This is a genomic window from Comamonas sp. JUb58, from assembly GCF_004364775.1.
Taxonomy (GTDB): Bacteria; Pseudomonadota; Gammaproteobacteria; order Burkholderiales; family Burkholderiaceae_C; genus Comamonas.
The window spans coordinates 75,876-91,808 of record NZ_SOAL01000005.1 but is presented as its reverse complement, the minus strand read 5'-3'; the positions used below and the strand labels follow the sequence as shown (position 1 = coordinate 91,808).

Below are 15,933 nucleotides of genomic sequence, written 5' to 3'. Positions count from 1 at the left end.
GCCAAGATGCCAACCCCTTTGTTGCAGGTGCAGAACCTGGTCAAACGCTTTGGTGGCCTGACTGCCACCGACCATGCCAGCTTTGCGGTGCAGAGCGGCCATATCCATGCCTTGATCGGGCCCAACGGCGCCGGCAAGACGACCCTGATCCACCAGCTGTCGGGCGCGCTGGTGCCCGATGCCGGCCAGATCCTGTTTGCCGGCGAGGCGATGGAGCGCAAGCCCATGCCTGCGCGGGTGCAGGCGGGCCTGGTGCGTTCCTACCAGATCACCAGCATCTTCAAGCGCCTGACGGTGCTGGAGAACATTGCGCTGGGCGTGCAGGCGCGCGATGGATCAAGCTGGCGCTTCTGGCGCCCGGCGCGCACTGAGAGCGCACGCTATGCGCAGGCCGCCGAGGTGGCCGAGCGCGTGGGCCTGGCTGCCCAGCTGCAGCAGACCGCAGGCTTGCTGGCGCATGGCGAGCAGCGCCAGCTGGAGGTGGCGCTGGCACTGGCCACGCGGCCGCGCATGCTGCTGCTCGATGAGCCGATGGCAGGCATGGGGCCGGACGAATCCGAGCGCATGGTGCAGCTGCTGCTGCAGCTGCGCCAGGACACGACCATCCTGCTGGTGGAGCACGACATGGACGCGGTCTTCCGCCTGGCGGACCGCATCTCGACCCTGGTGTTTGGCAAGGTGATTGCCACCGGCACGCCGGATGAGATACGGCGCGACCCCGATGTGCGCCGCGCCTACCTGGGCGACGAAGCTGCAGAGGAGGCCGCCTGATGAGCGCATTGCTGGAAGTGGAAGCCCTGGAAACCTGCTACGGCAGCAGCCAGGTGCTGTTTGGCATCCATCTGCGCATGGCTGCGGGCGAGGTCGCGACCTTGCTGGGCCGCAATGGCATGGGCAAGACCACCACCGTGCGCAGCCTGCTGGGCATGACACCGGCATCGGCCGGCAGCGTGCGGTTTCGCGGCGAGCGCATCGAGCACCTGCCTGCGGACCGCATTGCGCGCATGGGCATGGCCGTGGTGCCCGAGGGCCGTCAGATCTTTGCCAATCTGACGGTGCAGGAAAACCTGCAGGCCTTTGCGGCCAACCGCAATGCCTCGGAGAACCCCTGGTCGCTTGAGCGCGTCTACCAGCTGTTTCCGCGCCTGGCCGAGCGCGCCAGCAACCCCGGCAACCGGCTCTCGGGCGGTGAGCAGCAGATGCTGGCCATTGGCCGGGCGCTGATGACCAATCCGCATCTGCTGATCCTGGACGAGGCCACTGAGGGCCTGGCGCCGCTGATCCGCGAGGAGATCTGGCAGTGCCTGGCGGCCTTGCGCGCGCAGGGCCAGGCGATCTTGGTGATCGACAAATACGTCAAGCGGCTGATGGCGCTGGCCGACCAGCACACCTTGATCGAGCGCGGCCAGGTGGTGTGGCAGGGCAGCTCGGCCCAGCTGGAGGCGCAGCCTGAGCTATGGCAGCGCTATATCGGGGTCTGACATGGCAGCCTTGACCTGGCCCGAGAACGGCGCCGTGTTCCGCGTGGCCACCGGCATCCGCTTTGCGCAGTGTGATCCGGCGGGCATTGTGTTTTATCCGCAGTACCTGCTGCTGTTCCAGTCCCTGGTGGAGGACTGGTTCAACCAGGGGCTGCACTACCGCTATGCCCAGATGCTGGGGCCTGAGCGCACGGGCCTGCCCATCGTGCACCTGGCCTGTGATTTTCGGGCCATTGCCCGCATGGGCGATGCGGTGCAGCTGGAGCTGGCCGTGCTGCGGCTGGGCAGCCGCTCGCTGCAGCTGGCGCTGCGCTGTGTCGGCGATGATGGCGCGGTGCGGGCGCTAGCCCACCAGGTGCTGGTGTTCACCAGCCTGGACAGCCATGAAGCGATAAGCATTCCCCCGGCCATCCAGGCCCGCATCGCGCAGTGGATGGCGGCGGAATGCACCGTCTGAGATTTGTTTGCTAAAGGAGGCGCAATGCAAGTACTACTTCCCCCAGGTTGGCCCCGGCCCAAGGGCTATGCCAATGGCGTGATGGTCAGCGGCCGGCAGATTTTTGTTGCCGGCATGATTGGCTGGGATGCACAAGGCGTGTTCCACACCGATGACCTGGCCGGCCAGGTGCGCCAGGCGCTGCAGAACATTGTGGAGGTGCTGGCCGAAGGCGGTGCCAAGCCCGAGCACATCGTGCGCATGACCTGGTACATCACCGACAAGCAGGCCTATATGGCCCAGCAGGCGGAGATCGGCAAGGCCTACCGCGAGCTGATTGGCAGCTTCAACGCCGCGATGACGGCGGTGCAGGTGGTCGCCTTGATCGAGGACCGGGCCAAGGTGGAGATCGAGGTTACCGCCGTGGTGCCCGATGCCGGCTGAACCAAGCATGGCTGCCAGCACGCCACCCCGGCTGTACCGCGATTTTGAATCGCAGGCGCAGATCGATGCGCAGTACGACACCGCGCGGCCGGTGGCCGACCCGGCTGCCGCCCGCCAGCATCTTGCCGAGCGCAGTGCCCAGGCCCGCATGGGCCTGCGCTGCGCCTTGGATGTGCCCTTTGGCCCGACACTGGCCGAAACCCTGGACATCTTCCCCGCCGCAGCGGGCGCGCCCGCGCCGGTGTTCGTGTTTCTGCATGGCGGCTACTGGCGCGCCAATACCTCCAAGGAGTTCAGCTGCGTGGCCCTGGGGCCGCAGGCGCTGGGCTTTTGCACGGTGGTGGTGAACTATGCGCTGTGCCCCCAGGTCAGCATTGATGAGATCGTGCGCCAGTGCCGAGCCAGCCTGGCTTGGGTGCTGCGCCATATCGAGGCCTATGGTGGCGACCCGACGCGGATCGTGGTGGGTGGGCATTCCGCCGGAGGCCAGTTGGGCGCGATGTGCCTGCAAACGCCCTGGGCGCGCGACTATGGCCTGCCCGATGACCCGCTGCGCGGCGCGCTGCTGCTCAGTGGCCTCTATGACCTGGCACCGCTGCGCTACAGTTATCTGCAGCCGATGATCCAGCTCGATGATGGTGTGATTGCCCGCAACTCGCCCGCGTTTTCGGCCAGGCGCTGCACCACCCCCATGCACCTGGTCTGGGGTGGGCGCGAACAACCGGAGTTTGAGCGACAGTCGCTGCTGATGCACAGCGCCTGGCAGGCAGCGGGCAATGTGGCCGAGCAGGCCGCGCTGCCCGGCTGCGACCATTTCTCGGTGCTGCATGGGCTGGAAGATCCGCAGTCGGATCTGTGCCAACGCTTGCTGCGGCTGTCTACCTAGACGCTATGTAAAAAACGTCTGCCTGGCAGACGTTTTTTGCTTTCAGCAGGTTCTTAGAAGTCCAGCAAGCTGAAGCCCAGCGAGAACACCGTCCGCTTGTAGTTGTAGTCGATCAGGCTGTCGCCATAGCCGTGGAAGAGCTGGGCGTGCAGGCGCAGGTTGCTCTTGCCGCCCATCCAGCCTTCGCCCAGGGTGTGCATCCATTCGACACGGCCAGAGCCCTTGCCATGGCCGTTGAGCGAGCCACGCGCGGTCACGCCCATCCAGTTGCGCTGGTTGACGTTCCAGCCCAGCTTCAGCTCGCTGCGGCCGATGTAGTTCTGGATATTGGGGTTGTTGTCGTCCTCGGCGCTTTCCTTGATGCGGTGCCAGATCTTGGCCTGCAGCTGCCAGCGGTTGTCCAGCTCGAAACCGGTCATCAGGTAGGTTCGGTTCCAGCTGCGCGACAGCGGATCGCTTTGGCCGTTGGACTGGTGCTCCAGGCCAATGCCGCTGTAGCGCCAGCGCCAGCCAAAGGGCAACTGGGCGGTGGTCGGGTAGATGTAGAAGATCTCGGGCTGGTGGTCGGTCGTGCGGAAGGGGCGCGACAGGTCCGAGTTGAACACCTGCCAGTAGGACAGGCCGGTGTAGCCGATCCATAGCGAATCGCGCAGCTTGCCATTCGGATCCGTCAACAGGTTTTGCGCCAGCTTGGTACGCACCGACAGCTGGATGCGCATTTCCTGCTTCTGGTAGTCGGTCTCGGTCGTGGCCGAGTTGACGGGGTTGAGCGAGCTGGGCTGGCGGTTGACCTTATCGCCCACGGCAAACGACACCGACAGCGGCCGGTAGCCACGGAAGCTGAAGGTACCGCAATCGGTGCCGGCTTCCAGTTCCCAGAAACGGGACATCTCGGTGTAGCCATCATCGCGGCAGCCACCAATGGGGGCAGGCAGGTCGGCTGTGGCCAGTGCGCTGGCAGGTGGGGTCAGGCCTTGTATGGCATTGGCCGATGCCGGCGGGGTCGTGGCGGCGGGCTGTGCCTGTTGGCTGACCAGCGGCTGCTGCGATTGCTGCTGCGCCCATTGGTCAAAACAGGCCAGGCGGGCGGCGCCGTCGCTGAGCGCCGTGCACTGCTGCCAGACCGTGGATGGGGCGGCCGAGCCGCTGGCAGCGGCAGGCGTTTGCGCAAAGCTGCCCAGCGGCAGACCGGCCATCAGCAGGCTCGCCGCCAGCGGGGCTGGCGAGCGCAGAAATTTCGTTGTTGTCATGGTCGAGGAGGGAGAGAGGGCGCGTGGCTGGAATGGCAGCGCGGATACACATTATTGCGTTTATCGCGGCGTTTTCGGTGGCTTGCGCATGACGAAGGCGTGGCTGTTGTCGTTTGCATCCAACCATTCGCCCCGGATCTCGCGGCCACAGCTGCCGTCGACCACCTCGCCCAGCCAGGTGCCCGAGACCTTTTTGCCATCGGCCGACTCTTCCATCGTCAGCTTGCCCTTGTCCACATCACCGACCACGATGGCCGTGCTGCCGGGCCGCTGGATCTGGCCTTTGACGGTGTCGTTCCATTCGGGGTGGGGCGCCAGCTGCAAAGTCACGGGGCCGGGCAGGCCGGGCAGTTCGGCCTGCCAGTGGCCCAGCAGCTCGGGCTGCTCCATCTGCATCGCAGTGGGGCAGGCGGGGCGGGGGGCTGGGGTGGTCGTACAGGCGCTCGTCAGTGCAGCGCAGAAAGCGGTCAGGATCAGGGTCTTGGTCATGGATACTCAGTTCGAATCGGGGCTGGCGGCGGCGCTGTTCTGGGCCTTGCGCGCGAATTCTTCGCGCAGCTTGCGCAGTTTTTCGCGCGGGTCTTCGCGGGCGGTGCTGCTGTCCAGACCCATCTCGGCAATAAAGCGGCTGGGCAGGGCGGAGACCAGCTCGCGACCCTTTTTGCGCCGCTTGGTCCAGCTCACGGCCAGCGAGCGCTGGGCCCGGGTGATGCCCACATACATCAGGCGGCGCTCTTCCTGCAGGCGCTGCGCGGTGTCCTCGCTGACCTTTTGCTGGCGGCCATCATCGTCGTCGAGCTTGAAGGGCAGCAGCCCTTCGTTGACGCCGATCAGCATCACATGCGGCCATTCCAGGCCTTTGCTGGCGTGCAGGGTGGACAGTATCACCATGTCCTGCTCTTTTTCGCGCTCACTGATGGTCGAGAGCAGCGCAATGGTCTGCGAGACTTCAAGCAGGCTCTTGGACTCGCTCACGGTCGTGGTGTCGGCCGCCGTCGTGGTCTGGCCACCGGCACGCTGGGCCATCCAGTCGCAGAACTCCAGCACATTGGTCCAGCGCGCGGCAGCGACTTTCTCGCTGTCTTCCGCGTCGTAGAGGTGCTGCTCATAGCCGATCTCCTTGAGCCAGTCGAGCAGAAAGGCCAGCGATTCCTCGGCACCGCGTGTCTGGCGGGCGCGGTATTCGAGGTCATTGATGTAGCGGCCAAACTCCAGCAGGCTCTCGCGGCCCTTGGCGGGCATGGCGTCTTCCAGCATGGTGTTGAACAGCGCGCCAAACATGCTGCAGTGGTGGGCCTTGGAGAATTCGCCCAGGCGCCCCAAGGTGGTGTGGCCGATGCCGCGCTTGGGGTTGGTGATGGCGCGCAGAAACGCCGGGTCGTCGTCGTTGTTGATCCACAGCCGGAACCAGGCACAGAGGTCGCGGATTTCGGCGCGGTCAAAAAAGCTGGTGCCGCCCGACACCTTGTAGGGCACATTGGCCTTGCGCAAGGCCTTCTCAAAGGGCTTGGCCTGGTGGTTGGCGCGGTAGAGGATGGCGAAATTCTTCCAGTCCGGTGGCGGGTTGGCGGCGGCGCGCAGGCTGAGGATGCGGGCAACGGCGCGCTCGGCCTCGTGCTCTTCCGAGTCGCAATCGACAATGCGCACCGGCTCACCCTCGCCCAGCTCGGAAAACAAGGTCTTGGGAAACAGCTTGGGATTGGGCTGGATCACATTGTTGGCCGCGCGCAGGATGGAACTGGTCGAGCGGTAGTTCTGCTCAAGCTTGATGACCTTGAGCTGGGGGTAGTCCACCGGCAGCTTCTTGAGGTTGTCCAGGGTCGCACCGCGCCAGCCGTAGATGCTCTGGTCGTCATCGCCCACGGCGGTGAGGTGGCCGCGCTCGCCCACCAGCAGCTTGAGCAGCTCGTACTGGGTGGCATTGGTGTCCTGGTATTCGTCGACCAGCACATGGCCCAGGTTGGTCTGCCATTTGGCGCGGACCTCGGGGTGGTCGCGCAGCAGCCGCAGCGGCATGCCGATCAGGTCGTCAAAGTCCACGCTCTGGTAGGCGGTCAGCCGCTCGTCGTAGCGCTGCATCAGCACGGCAATGGCGCGCTCGTTGTCATCGGCGGCCTGGGCCAGCGCCTCCTTGTAGTCGAGGCCCATGTTCTTCCATTTGCTGATGGTCCACTGCCACTGGCGCGCGGTGGCCACATCGGCGGTACCGCCGGCCGCATCCTTGAGGATGCCGACCACATCGTCGCTGTCCAGGATGCTGAACTGCGGCTTGAGCCCCAGCACATGGCCGTCCTCGCGCACCATCTTCACGCCCAGCGCGTGGAAGGTGCAGACCAGCACATCCTTGGCCTGGCGGCCGATGAGGCTCTTGGCGCGCTCGCGCATTTCAGACGCCGCCTTGTTGGTGAAGGTGATGGCGGCAATCTTGCGCGGCGCCATGCCGGTCTCGATCAGGCGGGCAATCTTGTGGGTGATGACCCGGGTCTTGCCCGATCCGGCACCGGCCAGCACCAGGCAAGGCCCCTGGGTGTAGTGCACTGCTTGTAATTGGGCGAGATTGAGACCATGGGCCATGGGGGCGAAAGAACCTTTGCAGATCAAGGAGGAAAGCGCAGAAGAATAGCCGCAAACCGGCTTTCGGTTGCAGATGCAGGACATTGGTTTTTACATGTTTGCTTACACAAAAAACCACAGAATTCCTGGAATTGTCAATGAATGTAGAGCAGTTGGTAAAACCTGCGGGGAAAAGCTTGCGTCTGGCGAACAAGCTTCTAGAATGCCGATAGCATTGCTTCTATCAAGTGGCAAACGCTATTAATTAAGCCAATAAAAGTCTGAGATAAGCGCCATGCAGACCGCCGGTATTTCCGCTGAATTGCTGACCCCGAGCAGCCGCAACCGCTTTGCGCCGCTGTATGGTGTGGCATCGCGTAAATCGGTGCTTCCCTGGAAGGAAGTGCCGCGTGACCGTGCCCAGCTGATTGTGCTGGACCAGGGCATGGCGGACGCTATCTCCTCGCTGGGCAAGGCGCCCTGCGTGGTCTGCATCGGCCAGGTGCGCACGGCCATGCTCGATGGCGCAAGCTGGGTGGGCCGTCTGGAGGTGGACTACACCCTGAGCGATCTGATCGACATGTTTGACCGCGCCGCCGTCTTTCTGCTCGACTGGGATGCGCGCAACAAGGTCATCCGCCAGGAATCGGAGCAGGCCGCTGCACAACCGGCTCCGACGACGCGCCAGGAGTTCCGCTACCAGCTCAAGTCCTGGGTGTCGGTGGGTGCGCCTTTCAATACCGGCGCCTGCATCCGCGCGCTGGCCCTGCTGTCGCGCGAGCCGGTCTCGATTGCCCAGCTCTGCCTGCACAGCGGCCTGGACAACACCATGGCCCGCGGCCTTTTGGTCGAACTGGGCCGCCGTGGCGTGCTGCGCGGCGTGGCCATGCCGGTAATTACGCCTGCTTCTTCCCCCTCCCACCATCGCGAGCCGCTACACTCCAAAGGTTTGCTCAGCCGTTTGGGCCGATGGATACGAGGGGGAGGTAAGCCGGGATGAACCAAGAAGCAGGCGGATCAGGGCCGCAGAAGATGCCGCGCATTGCGCTGTGTGGCCCCATGGGTATTGGCAAGACGACCGCCGTGCGTTCGCTCTGTGGCGCGCTGATGTCCAGCTCCGATGTCCGCAACCTGGACCTGGCGGCCCACAGCAAGGAACTGACCACGGTCGGCACCGAGTTTGGCGAGATCGATCTGGGCGGTGGCGAGGTGGTGCAGATCTGCGGCTGCCCTGGCCAGGAGCGTTTCAGCTTTGTGCGCCAGTGGGTGCTGTCGGTGTCGATGGGCGTGTTCATCATGACCGATGTGAACAGCCCCACGAGCCTGGCGGAGACCAACCACATCCTCGATGAAATCCGGCAACTGCCCCAGCCACCTGTCACGCTGGTGCTGAGCGCGCGCCCGGCAGCAACACAACAAATTGAAACATTCGCCCAAGGCGTGTATTCTGCTGGTCATGGGGTGATTCCCGTTCTGGAAGCGGACCCACGCGACCGTGGGCAGCTGCTGGATGCGATGAGCGTACTAGTTTCCATGCTGTCTCTGCAAAGCGAGAATTCATGACTGCATCACAACCTCTGATCCCTGCCCAGGTCGTCAAGGCAGGCCAGCAGGCGCTTGATAAGCTTATTGGTCCTGTTGATGGCGTGCGTGTTGCACTGCTGAGCACGCCCGATGGATTTGAAATTGCGTCCCTGCGTACGAACAGCGAACTGCAGCTGAACCGCCTGTCGGCGATGGCCGGCTCCCTGATGGCCATGGCGCGCGCCGTGGGGCGCGAGATCAACCACACCGGTTGCAAGCGCCTGACCTTCGAGACCGAGAGCGGCGTGGTGGTGTTCCAGTCGGTCACCTCCGAGTTCCCCTGCATTCTGTGCATGGTGCTTGATACCAATGCAATCCTCGGCCGCGTGCTGTGGGCGGCGGCCGAAGTGGGCGCCGAGATGAACAAAGTCTGATGGCCTGGCTGGCGGCAAGCCAGCACCTGGCCATGGGAGAGCTGTGCATGCGCCGCACTGGCCGCAGGCTGCAGTCACGATAAACCGCCAGTGTGTGAAGGGGGAGTGTGATGGCATCGGTTCAAGAAGCGTTGACGCAACTTTTGACGGTGGAAGGCGCCATGTGCGCCGCCTTGGTGGACAGTGGCAGCGGCATGCTGCTGGGCAGTGCCGGATCGGGCCTGGACCTGGAGCTGGCAGCGGCCGGCAACACCGAGGTGGTACGTGCCAAGCTCAAGACGATGAAGTCGCTGGGTCTGCAGGATTCCATCGACGACATTCTGATCACCCTGGGCTCGCAGTACCACATCATCCGCCCAGTGGCGCTGAAGGAAGGCCTGTTCCTGTACCTGGTGCTGGACAAGCAGCGCAGCAACCTGGCACTGGCCCGCCGCAAAAGCGCTGAAGTTGAAAAATTGGTGACGATCTAAGATTTTTAGACTGTTTTAGGCGCTGATCTGGCTTTCTGCTGCATCTGGGCCTTGCAAGACTGGCCATGCGCATGGCTGGTCTTTTCTTTTATGGGCCGGGTGCATCGCTGCCGGTCCCTCGCGCTACATCTGCGCTGGCGCAATCTGGGCACAATCGAGCCGTGCTGTCCGTCTTTTTAGTCACCTTTCCGTTTTTTGCGCTGGTTCTGTGCGGCTTTGTGGCCACGCGGCGCGGCATTTTCCCGCTGCAGGCGATTGCCGGCGTGAATGCCTTTGTGCTGTATTTCGCGCTGCCTTGCATGCTGTACAAGGCCGGCTCTTCGCTGCCCTTTGCGCAGCTGATGAACCTGCCGATCCTGCTGCTCTATGTGCTGTGCCAGTTCCTGCTGGTGGCGGGCTGCGTGGCGGCCTCGCGCCTGCGGGGCATGGACTGGAACAACAGCGCCTTTGGCGCGCTGGTGACGGCCTTTCCCAATACCGGCTTTATGGGCCTACCGCTCTTGGTGGCGCTGCTCGGCGATGCGGCGGCCGGCCCGGCCATTGTGACCATGCTGGTGGACATGGTGTTCACCACCTCGCTGTGCCTGGCGCTGTCGCGCATGGATGGGGCGGCGGGCAATGCGCGTGCGGCGCTGCTCAAGGCGCTCAAAGGCGTGCTCACCAACCCCATGCCCTGGGCCATCCTGCTGGGCGCGCTGGCCTCGTTCATGGAGTGGAAGCTGCCCCAGGCGCTGGACCAGACCGCAGGCCTGCTGGGCAGTGCCGCCACCCCCGTGGCGCTGTTTGCCGTCGGCGCCGTGCTGGCCCGCTCCAAGATGGTGGAAGAGGAATACGCGGCCCCCGCCAGCTATGTGCCGCTGGCGCTGGTCAAGCTCTTTGTGCACCCGCTGCTGGTGCTGGGCCTGGGCCATGCTGCGATAGCGGTGGGTCTGCCCATCAACCCTTTTGCTCTGCTGGTGGTCGCCCTGGTGGCTGCGTTGCCGAGCGCCAGCAATGTCACCTTGCTGGCGGGCCGCTATGGCGCCCACAACGGCCGCATTGCGCACATCATCCTGGTCAGCACGGCGCTGGCCTTTGTCAGCTTTTCGGCGGCGGTGACCTGGTTGGTTTAGGTCGTTAGATCGCCTGCGGGTCCACATCGACCAGCCAGCGCACCAGGCCCTTGTGCTCCGGATGGGCGCGCAGCCAGTGCAGGCAGGGCTGCCAGGCGCGCAGGAACTGCTGCAAGGCCTTGCGTGAAGGGCTTTCGATCAGCATCTGGGCACGCTCCACATTGGCGACGCGCTGCATGGACAGTGGAATGGGCGGGTAGACGAAGACCTCGCTGCCTTCCAGCAGCTGCTGGCTATGGGCCAGCTCGGACGCGGCGCGCAAAAAGGCCTGGGCCTCCTGCTGCGAGCGGGCATCGGCGCGGATGATGGCCTGGTGGGCAAAGGGCGGCATGGCGGCATCGCGCCGCTCCTGGAGCTGCTGGGCGGCAAAGCCGCTGTAGTCCCACTGGCGTAGCGCCTGGTAGACGGCATGCTCGGGCTGCTGGGTCTGCAGCCACATCTCGACCGCGCTGCCCTGGGCGGCCACATAGGCGGCATCGCGCCCGGCGCGGCCGGCGGCCTGCAGCAGCAGCGAGAACAGCCGCTCCGGCGCGCGGAAGTCGCTGGACATCAGCGCATCATCGGGCTGCACGGCGGCGACCAGGGTCACACGCCGAAAATCATGGCCCTTGGCAACCATTTGCGTGCCGACCAGCACATCGACATCGCCGGCATGCACATCGGCCATCTTCTCTTCCAGCGCGCCCTTGGCCTTGGTGGTGTCGGCATCGATGCGGGCGATGCGGGCCGGCTGGCCGTCGGGGCGTTGCACATTGCGCAGCAGGCGCTCCAGCGCTTCTTCCAGCTGCTCGGTGCCCTTGCCCAGTGGCAGAATGTCCGGGTTGCCGCAGCTGGGGCAGGCCTGCGGCACGCGCTGGCTGTAGCCGCAGTGGTGGCAGCGCAGCGTGCGGTCGATCTTGTGGAAGACCTGGTGCGCGCTGCAGTGCGGGCAATCGCTTTTCCAGCCGCAGTCGCCGCAGAACAGCACCGGCGCAAAGCCGCGCCGGTTGAGCAGCACCAGCGCCTGCTCGCCCCTCTCCACCCGCTGCGTAATCGCTTGCAGCAGCGCGGGCGAAAACAGGGTTTGGCGCGGCTGCTGGCGCATATCGACCAGGCGCAGCCGGGGCATCTGGCCGGCACCGATGCGGCTGGGCATGGCCAGCCGCAGGTAGCGGCCGCCTGCATCCTGACCCGTGGCCGGGCGGCTGGCCCACCAGCTCTCCAGCGAGGGGGTGGCCGAGCCCAGAATCACCTGGGCCTGCAGATCATGGCCGCGCCAGATGGCCAGGTCGCGCGCCGAGTAGCGGGCCCCCTCCTGCTGCTTGTAGCTCGCGTCATGCTCTTCATCGACGATCAATAGGCGCAACTGCGGCATGGACGCAAACACCGACATGCGCGTGCCCAGCACAATGCGGGCCTGGCCGGTATGGGCTGCCAGCCAGCTCTTGAGGCGCTGGGGCGCCGTCATGCCGCTGTGCATGCTGACGACCGCGCCTTCGCCCAAGCGGGCCGAAAAGCGCGCCTGGAAGCGGGCCTCCAGCTGGGGGGTGAGGTTAATCTCCGGCACCATCACCAGCACCTGGGCCTCAGGATCGCGCTGGAACAAGGCCTCGGCCTGGTGCAGGTAGACCTCGGTCTTGCCACTGCCGGTGCTGCCAAAAAGCAGAAAGGGGCCGGCATGTTGGTCTATCTGCGCGCAAACCTCCATCTGTTCCTGACTCAGCGCTAGCGCCTGGTCGGCGGCGATATCGCTGTCGCTCGCTGTCTTCTTGCGCTTCAAACGCCGGGCCAGCTGCTCCACCGTCAGGTCGCGCAAGGCCGGTGGCAGTGCGGTAATTGCCATCTCGCCCAGGCTGCGCTGGTAGTAACGGGCTGCAAAATGAACCAAACGCAGCCAACTTTCAGGCATGGGTGCAATCGCCTCCAGTACGGCGGTAATGGGTTTGATCTTGGCGGGGTCGCCATTGAATGCCGTATCTGGTCCCCAAACGACGCCCAGCACCTCCCGTTTGCCCAGGGGCACGCGCACCAGACTGCCGGGTGGCAGTGCATGGGGGGCTAGGTAGGTGAGCAGTTCACTGGCTGCGCTGATGGCGCTGTAGGCAGGGGTGTGAACGGCGATGGACAGGAAAATCAAGGGGAGGGCGGACTGAAACGCGGGAGCTCCGAGTGTAGCGACTGCTGTGCAGACACATGGCGGATGGCCCGTCGCGGTGCCCTGGCGGCGCAGTATGGTGTTTATCCTGATTGCGAGACGGTCTGCGGCAATCTTGTGACAAACCAAAGAACTTATACACAAGGCAAATCCCAAGAGAAATCAATACGGGACTTACATTTCTGTGGATAACTTTGTTGAAATATCGGCGCTCTGACCTGGATCAGAATTACCACACATTGTCAGTTGGCTTGGAGGATTGGCTGACAAAATTTTTTTATTTATATCTTTCATCAAGTTATGTTTTCTGGGATAGCAATCTTTCCGATAGCTACTGCATATTGTGCTATGGGGTCTGCTTTCCACATTGTGTGCATAAGTGCTTGCTCCGGTTGCACGCATGCGCGCAAGCCGGGTCCAGACCCATGATCGTTTATCCACAATTTCTCGTTAAAAAGCTGAGTTATCCACCGCAATTCTTTGATGCTATTGAAAAATTATCGATTTTGAAGTTGCTTGTTCTGCTGCTCTTTGCATCTTCCTGCGCGCGCTGCGGACGAGGGCCTTGGCTTCCGATATGATTTAGAGCCAAGCACACCTGTGCCGCGCCGTGTTACGTTGTGCAGGTCGACATTTTTGCAGCCGCCCCTGGGCGCAAGCGCGATGCAGCGCTGCCCCGGTTCGCGGCTTTCAGCTTGGCCCCCTGGCCCCTGCCAGCAAGGGGCCAGGCTTTTGCGTCTCCCTGATTTTTCTACCTGATCCATGTCCCTGCTCCGATCGATTCTGCATACGCTCTTCATGGGCCTGACGGTCATTCCTTACACGCTGACCATCTTGTTGTTGCGGGTCTGTGGTGCCAGCAGCCGCGCCCGGTATGTGGTGGCGCGCCGCTGGCTCAAGCTGTCGGCAGACAGTGCGGGCTGGTTCTGCGGCATCAAAGTACGCACCCAGGGCATGGAGAATCTGCCCGTCGCCGGCCAGCCCGGCAGTGACAAGGGCGTGGTGCTGCTGTGCAAGCACCAGTCGACTTTTGAGACCTTTCTGATGCCGGCCATCATGCCGACGCCGCTGGCCTATGTGTTCAAGAAGGAACTGCTGAAGATTCCTTTCTTTGGCTGGTCCATTGGCAGCCTGGACATGATCCATATCGACCGCAAGGATGGCAGCCGCGCCTTTCACAAGGTGGTCGAGCAGGGCAAGCGCCTGCTGGGCCAGGGCATCTGGGTGATCATGTTCCCCGAAGGCACGCGCATTCCACGTGGCGAAAGCGGCGACTACAAGACCGGCGCGACGCGTCTGGCGATCATGACGGGCGCCCAGGTAGTGCCGATTGCAGTCACCTCGGCCAAATGCTGGCCGCGCAAGGCCTTTGTGAAGACGCCCGGCACTGTCGATGTCTCCGTCGGCAAGCCCATCGACAGCAAGGGCCGCAAACATGATGAACTGATGGCCGAGGTGGAGTACTGGATCGAGTCCGAGATGCGCCGCCTGGACCCCGAGGCCTATGTGGGCAAGCCTGCGCTGCAGGCACCTGCAACGGCGGTGGCTGCAGGCGCTGCAGCAGTAGAACCGGGTGCCGCTGCCCATTAAAGGAAAAAGACTGCTGTGTTCGCCGCTGAGCGTGCCTTGCTGATGTGCTGTCGCAGAACGGGGTGCGGCCATGGTTGATGTGCGCCGCCTGGTGCAAATGGCACTTGACCTGTGGGAGCGCAGCGAGCCGGCGGCTGCTGCACAACCTTCTGCGCCCGTGGTGAAGGAGGTGGTGGATGCCAAGCCTCTGGCGCCACAGGCTCCCGCAGCGCCAGCCCCCCCACTGCGCCGGCCGGTGACGCCGGTAGTGCCCGTCACCAAGCCGGCAGCCCCTGCAGCGCCTGCCTCCTTGCAGGCACACCCTGCCGCCAACCGCAGCATCCTGTTGCAAGGCCAGCGTGTCGCCTACTTGCTGCAGCGTGCCAAGCGGCGCAGTATTGGCTTTGTGGTCAGTGAAGATGGCTTGGTGGTGCGCGCGCCGCGCTGGGTGACGCAGCCGGGCATTGACGAAGCGCTGCAGGAGAAAGCCGGCTGGATTGTGCGCAAGATCGCCGAGATGCAGCAGCGCCGCGCCCGCAGCATGAGCGCTAGCATCCGCTGGGAAGATGGTGCCAGCCTGCCTTTTCTGGGCCAGCCGCTGCAGTTGGTGGTGGACAGTGAGCAGCGCGTGGCGCGCTCCGGGGCGGTCTGGCGGGTCGAGGAAGAGGCGCCAGGTTCGCCTTCGCGCCTCTACCTCGCTTTGCCGCCCAGTGCTGGGCGTACGCAGATCCGTGATCTGGTGCAGGCCTGGTTTGTCCAGAGCGCGCGCCAGCATTTTTTGGCGCGGCTGGCGCATTTTGCGCCGCTGCTGGGCGTGCACTACACCAGCCTGCGCCTGTCGAGTGCCGAAACGCGCTGGGGCAGTGCCAAATCGGATGGCTCTATCCGGCTGAACTGGCGGCTGATGCACTATGCGCCGGCCGTGATCGACTATGTGGTGGCCCATGAGCTGGCCCATTTGCGGGTGATGGACCACAGCCCCCGCTTTTGGGACACCGTGGCCGAGGTGGTGCCGGACCACCGGGCACTGCGCCAGCAATTGAAGGACATGCCGGCCCCGCCCTGGGACCGGGCAGCGTAGCGGGGCTGGGTCTACCCGCGCATTGGAAGAGGTATCTATGAGCTTGACCGCAGAACAGCAGACCATTGCGCCTGCCAACGGCTATGCCGGTGATATTGGTGCCCGGCTGGCCTGGCACTGGGTGCAGAACCAGCAGGCGGTGCTGGTCGATGTGCGCACCGATGCCGAGCGCGCCTGGGTCGGCCAGGTGCCTGGCGCCGTGGCCATTGCCTGGAAGCAGTGGCCGGGCATGGCCATGAACCCGGACTTTGATGCCCAGCTGCTGGCGCTGGCCCAGCGGGCGCCCGGCGCCAAGATCGTGCTGCTGTGCCGCAGCGGCGTGCGCTCGGTGGCGGCGGCGCAGCGGGCCAGCCAGCTGGGGCTGGAGGCCTACAACATCCTGCAGGGCTTTGAGGGTGATGCCAACGCCCAGGGGCAGCGCGGCCAGCTCGGCGGCTGGCGTTACCAGGGTTTGCCCTGGTCTCAGTGACATTTGTAATCGTCGCTGCTTGTAACCAGCCGCCTGGGAGGCAGTCGGGATAGCGCCGACCCTGTAAACTTGGCCGCCTCATGATGGATG

17 protein-coding genes are annotated in these 15,933 nt (G+C 64.1%); 13 read left to right on the top strand and 4 right to left on the bottom strand.

Going from position 1 to position 15,933, the window contains the following annotated elements:
* The first annotated feature begins 6 nt into the window (after positions 1-6).
* The 5 genes from EDF71_RS06625 to EDF71_RS06605 are packed head-to-tail and all read left to right on the top strand — an operon-like array spanning position 7 to position 3,247.
* A complete protein-coding gene (locus tag EDF71_RS06625; protein ID WP_133855806.1) occupies positions 7-771 on the top strand; it encodes an ABC transporter ATP-binding protein in 765 nt (254 codons plus the stop codon).
* Positions 771-1,481 (top strand): ABC transporter ATP-binding protein, encoded by a 711-nt coding sequence (locus tag EDF71_RS06620; protein WP_133855805.1) that lies wholly within the window; start codon positions 771-773, stop codon positions 1,479-1,481. Before EDF71_RS06625 ends, EDF71_RS06620 begins: the two co-directional genes overlap by 1 nt.
* Position 1,482: 1 nt before the next feature.
* Positions 1,483-1,938, top strand: a complete 456-nt coding sequence (locus EDF71_RS06615) for a thioesterase family protein (RefSeq protein ID WP_133855804.1) — start codon at positions 1,483-1,485, stop codon at positions 1,936-1,938.
* Between the two features lie 24 nt (positions 1,939-1,962).
* On the top strand, positions 1,963-2,361 hold the full coding sequence (locus tag EDF71_RS06610; RefSeq protein ID WP_133855803.1) for a RidA family protein: 399 nt from the start codon (positions 1,963-1,965) through the stop codon (positions 2,359-2,361).
* Positions 2,351-3,247, top strand: coding sequence for an alpha/beta hydrolase (locus tag EDF71_RS06605; RefSeq protein ID WP_243854201.1), 897 nt, complete (start codon positions 2,351-2,353; stop codon positions 3,245-3,247). Before EDF71_RS06610 ends, EDF71_RS06605 begins: the two co-directional genes overlap by 11 nt.
* Positions 3,248-3,300: 53 nt before the next feature.
* Here the strand turns inward: EDF71_RS06605 and EDF71_RS06600 are convergent, their stop codons facing one another.
* The 3 genes from EDF71_RS06600 to EDF71_RS06590 are packed head-to-tail and all read right to left on the bottom strand — an operon-like array spanning position 3,301 to position 7,071.
* Positions 3,301-4,497: a phospholipase A gene (locus tag EDF71_RS06600; RefSeq protein ID WP_133855802.1), complete on the bottom strand. Its 1,197-nt coding sequence runs from the start codon at positions 4,495-4,497 to the stop codon at positions 3,301-3,303.
* Between the two features lie 60 nt (positions 4,498-4,557).
* Positions 4,558-4,986 (bottom strand): hypothetical protein, encoded by a 429-nt coding sequence (locus tag EDF71_RS06595; protein ID WP_133855801.1) that lies wholly within the window; start codon positions 4,984-4,986, stop codon positions 4,558-4,560.
* Between the two features lie 6 nt (positions 4,987-4,992).
* Positions 4,993-7,071, bottom strand: a complete 2,079-nt coding sequence (locus tag EDF71_RS06590) for a UvrD-helicase domain-containing protein (protein ID WP_133855800.1) — start codon at positions 7,069-7,071, stop codon at positions 4,993-4,995.
* Between the two features lie 274 nt (positions 7,072-7,345).
* On the opposite strand from EDF71_RS06590, the gene EDF71_RS06585 reads away from it, so the two are divergent.
* From EDF71_RS06585 to EDF71_RS06565, 5 genes are all read left to right on the top strand, one after another.
* Complete coding sequence (locus EDF71_RS06585; RefSeq protein ID WP_133855799.1) at positions 7,346-8,050, top strand: hypothetical protein; 705 nt, start codon at positions 7,346-7,348, stop codon at positions 8,048-8,050.
* Positions 8,047-8,613 (top strand): GTPase, encoded by a 567-nt coding sequence (locus EDF71_RS06580; RefSeq protein ID WP_133855798.1) that lies wholly within the window; start codon positions 8,047-8,049, stop codon positions 8,611-8,613. The genes EDF71_RS06585 and EDF71_RS06580 overlap by 4 nt, the downstream gene beginning before the upstream one ends.
* Complete coding sequence (locus EDF71_RS06575) at positions 8,610-9,008, top strand: roadblock/LC7 domain-containing protein (RefSeq protein ID WP_021028992.1); 399 nt, start codon at positions 8,610-8,612, stop codon at positions 9,006-9,008. Before EDF71_RS06580 ends, EDF71_RS06575 begins: the two co-directional genes overlap by 4 nt.
* A gap of 110 nt (positions 9,009-9,118) precedes the next feature.
* Positions 9,119-9,478 (top strand): hypothetical protein, encoded by a 360-nt coding sequence (locus tag EDF71_RS06570; protein ID WP_133855797.1) that lies wholly within the window; start codon positions 9,119-9,121, stop codon positions 9,476-9,478.
* A gap of 161 nt (positions 9,479-9,639) precedes the next feature.
* A complete protein-coding gene (locus tag EDF71_RS06565) occupies positions 9,640-10,590 on the top strand; it encodes an AEC family transporter (RefSeq protein ID WP_133855796.1) in 951 nt (316 codons plus the stop codon).
* 4 nt (positions 10,591-10,594) lie between these two features.
* Here the strand turns inward: EDF71_RS06565 and priA are convergent, their stop codons facing one another.
* On the bottom strand, positions 10,595-12,703 hold the full coding sequence (gene priA / locus EDF71_RS06560) for a primosomal protein N' (protein WP_133855959.1): 2,109 nt from the start codon (positions 12,701-12,703) through the stop codon (positions 10,595-10,597).
* A gap of 783 nt (positions 12,704-13,486) precedes the next feature.
* On the opposite strand from priA, the gene EDF71_RS06555 reads away from it, so the two are divergent.
* The 3 genes from EDF71_RS06555 (at position 13,487) to EDF71_RS06545 (ending at position 15,843) form a co-directional block, all read left to right on the top strand.
* Positions 13,487-14,314: a lysophospholipid acyltransferase family protein gene (locus tag EDF71_RS06555; RefSeq protein WP_133855795.1), complete on the top strand. Its 828-nt coding sequence runs from the start codon at positions 13,487-13,489 to the stop codon at positions 14,312-14,314.
* Positions 14,315-14,393: 79 nt separating this feature from the next.
* Positions 14,394-15,374, top strand: a complete 981-nt coding sequence (locus EDF71_RS06550; RefSeq protein ID WP_243854210.1) for a SprT family zinc-dependent metalloprotease — start codon at positions 14,394-14,396, stop codon at positions 15,372-15,374.
* 37 nt (positions 15,375-15,411) lie between these two features.
* On the top strand, positions 15,412-15,843 hold the full coding sequence (locus EDF71_RS06545; protein WP_021028985.1) for a rhodanese-like domain-containing protein: 432 nt from the start codon (positions 15,412-15,414) through the stop codon (positions 15,841-15,843).
* The last annotated feature ends 90 nt before the right edge of the window (positions 15,844-15,933 follow it).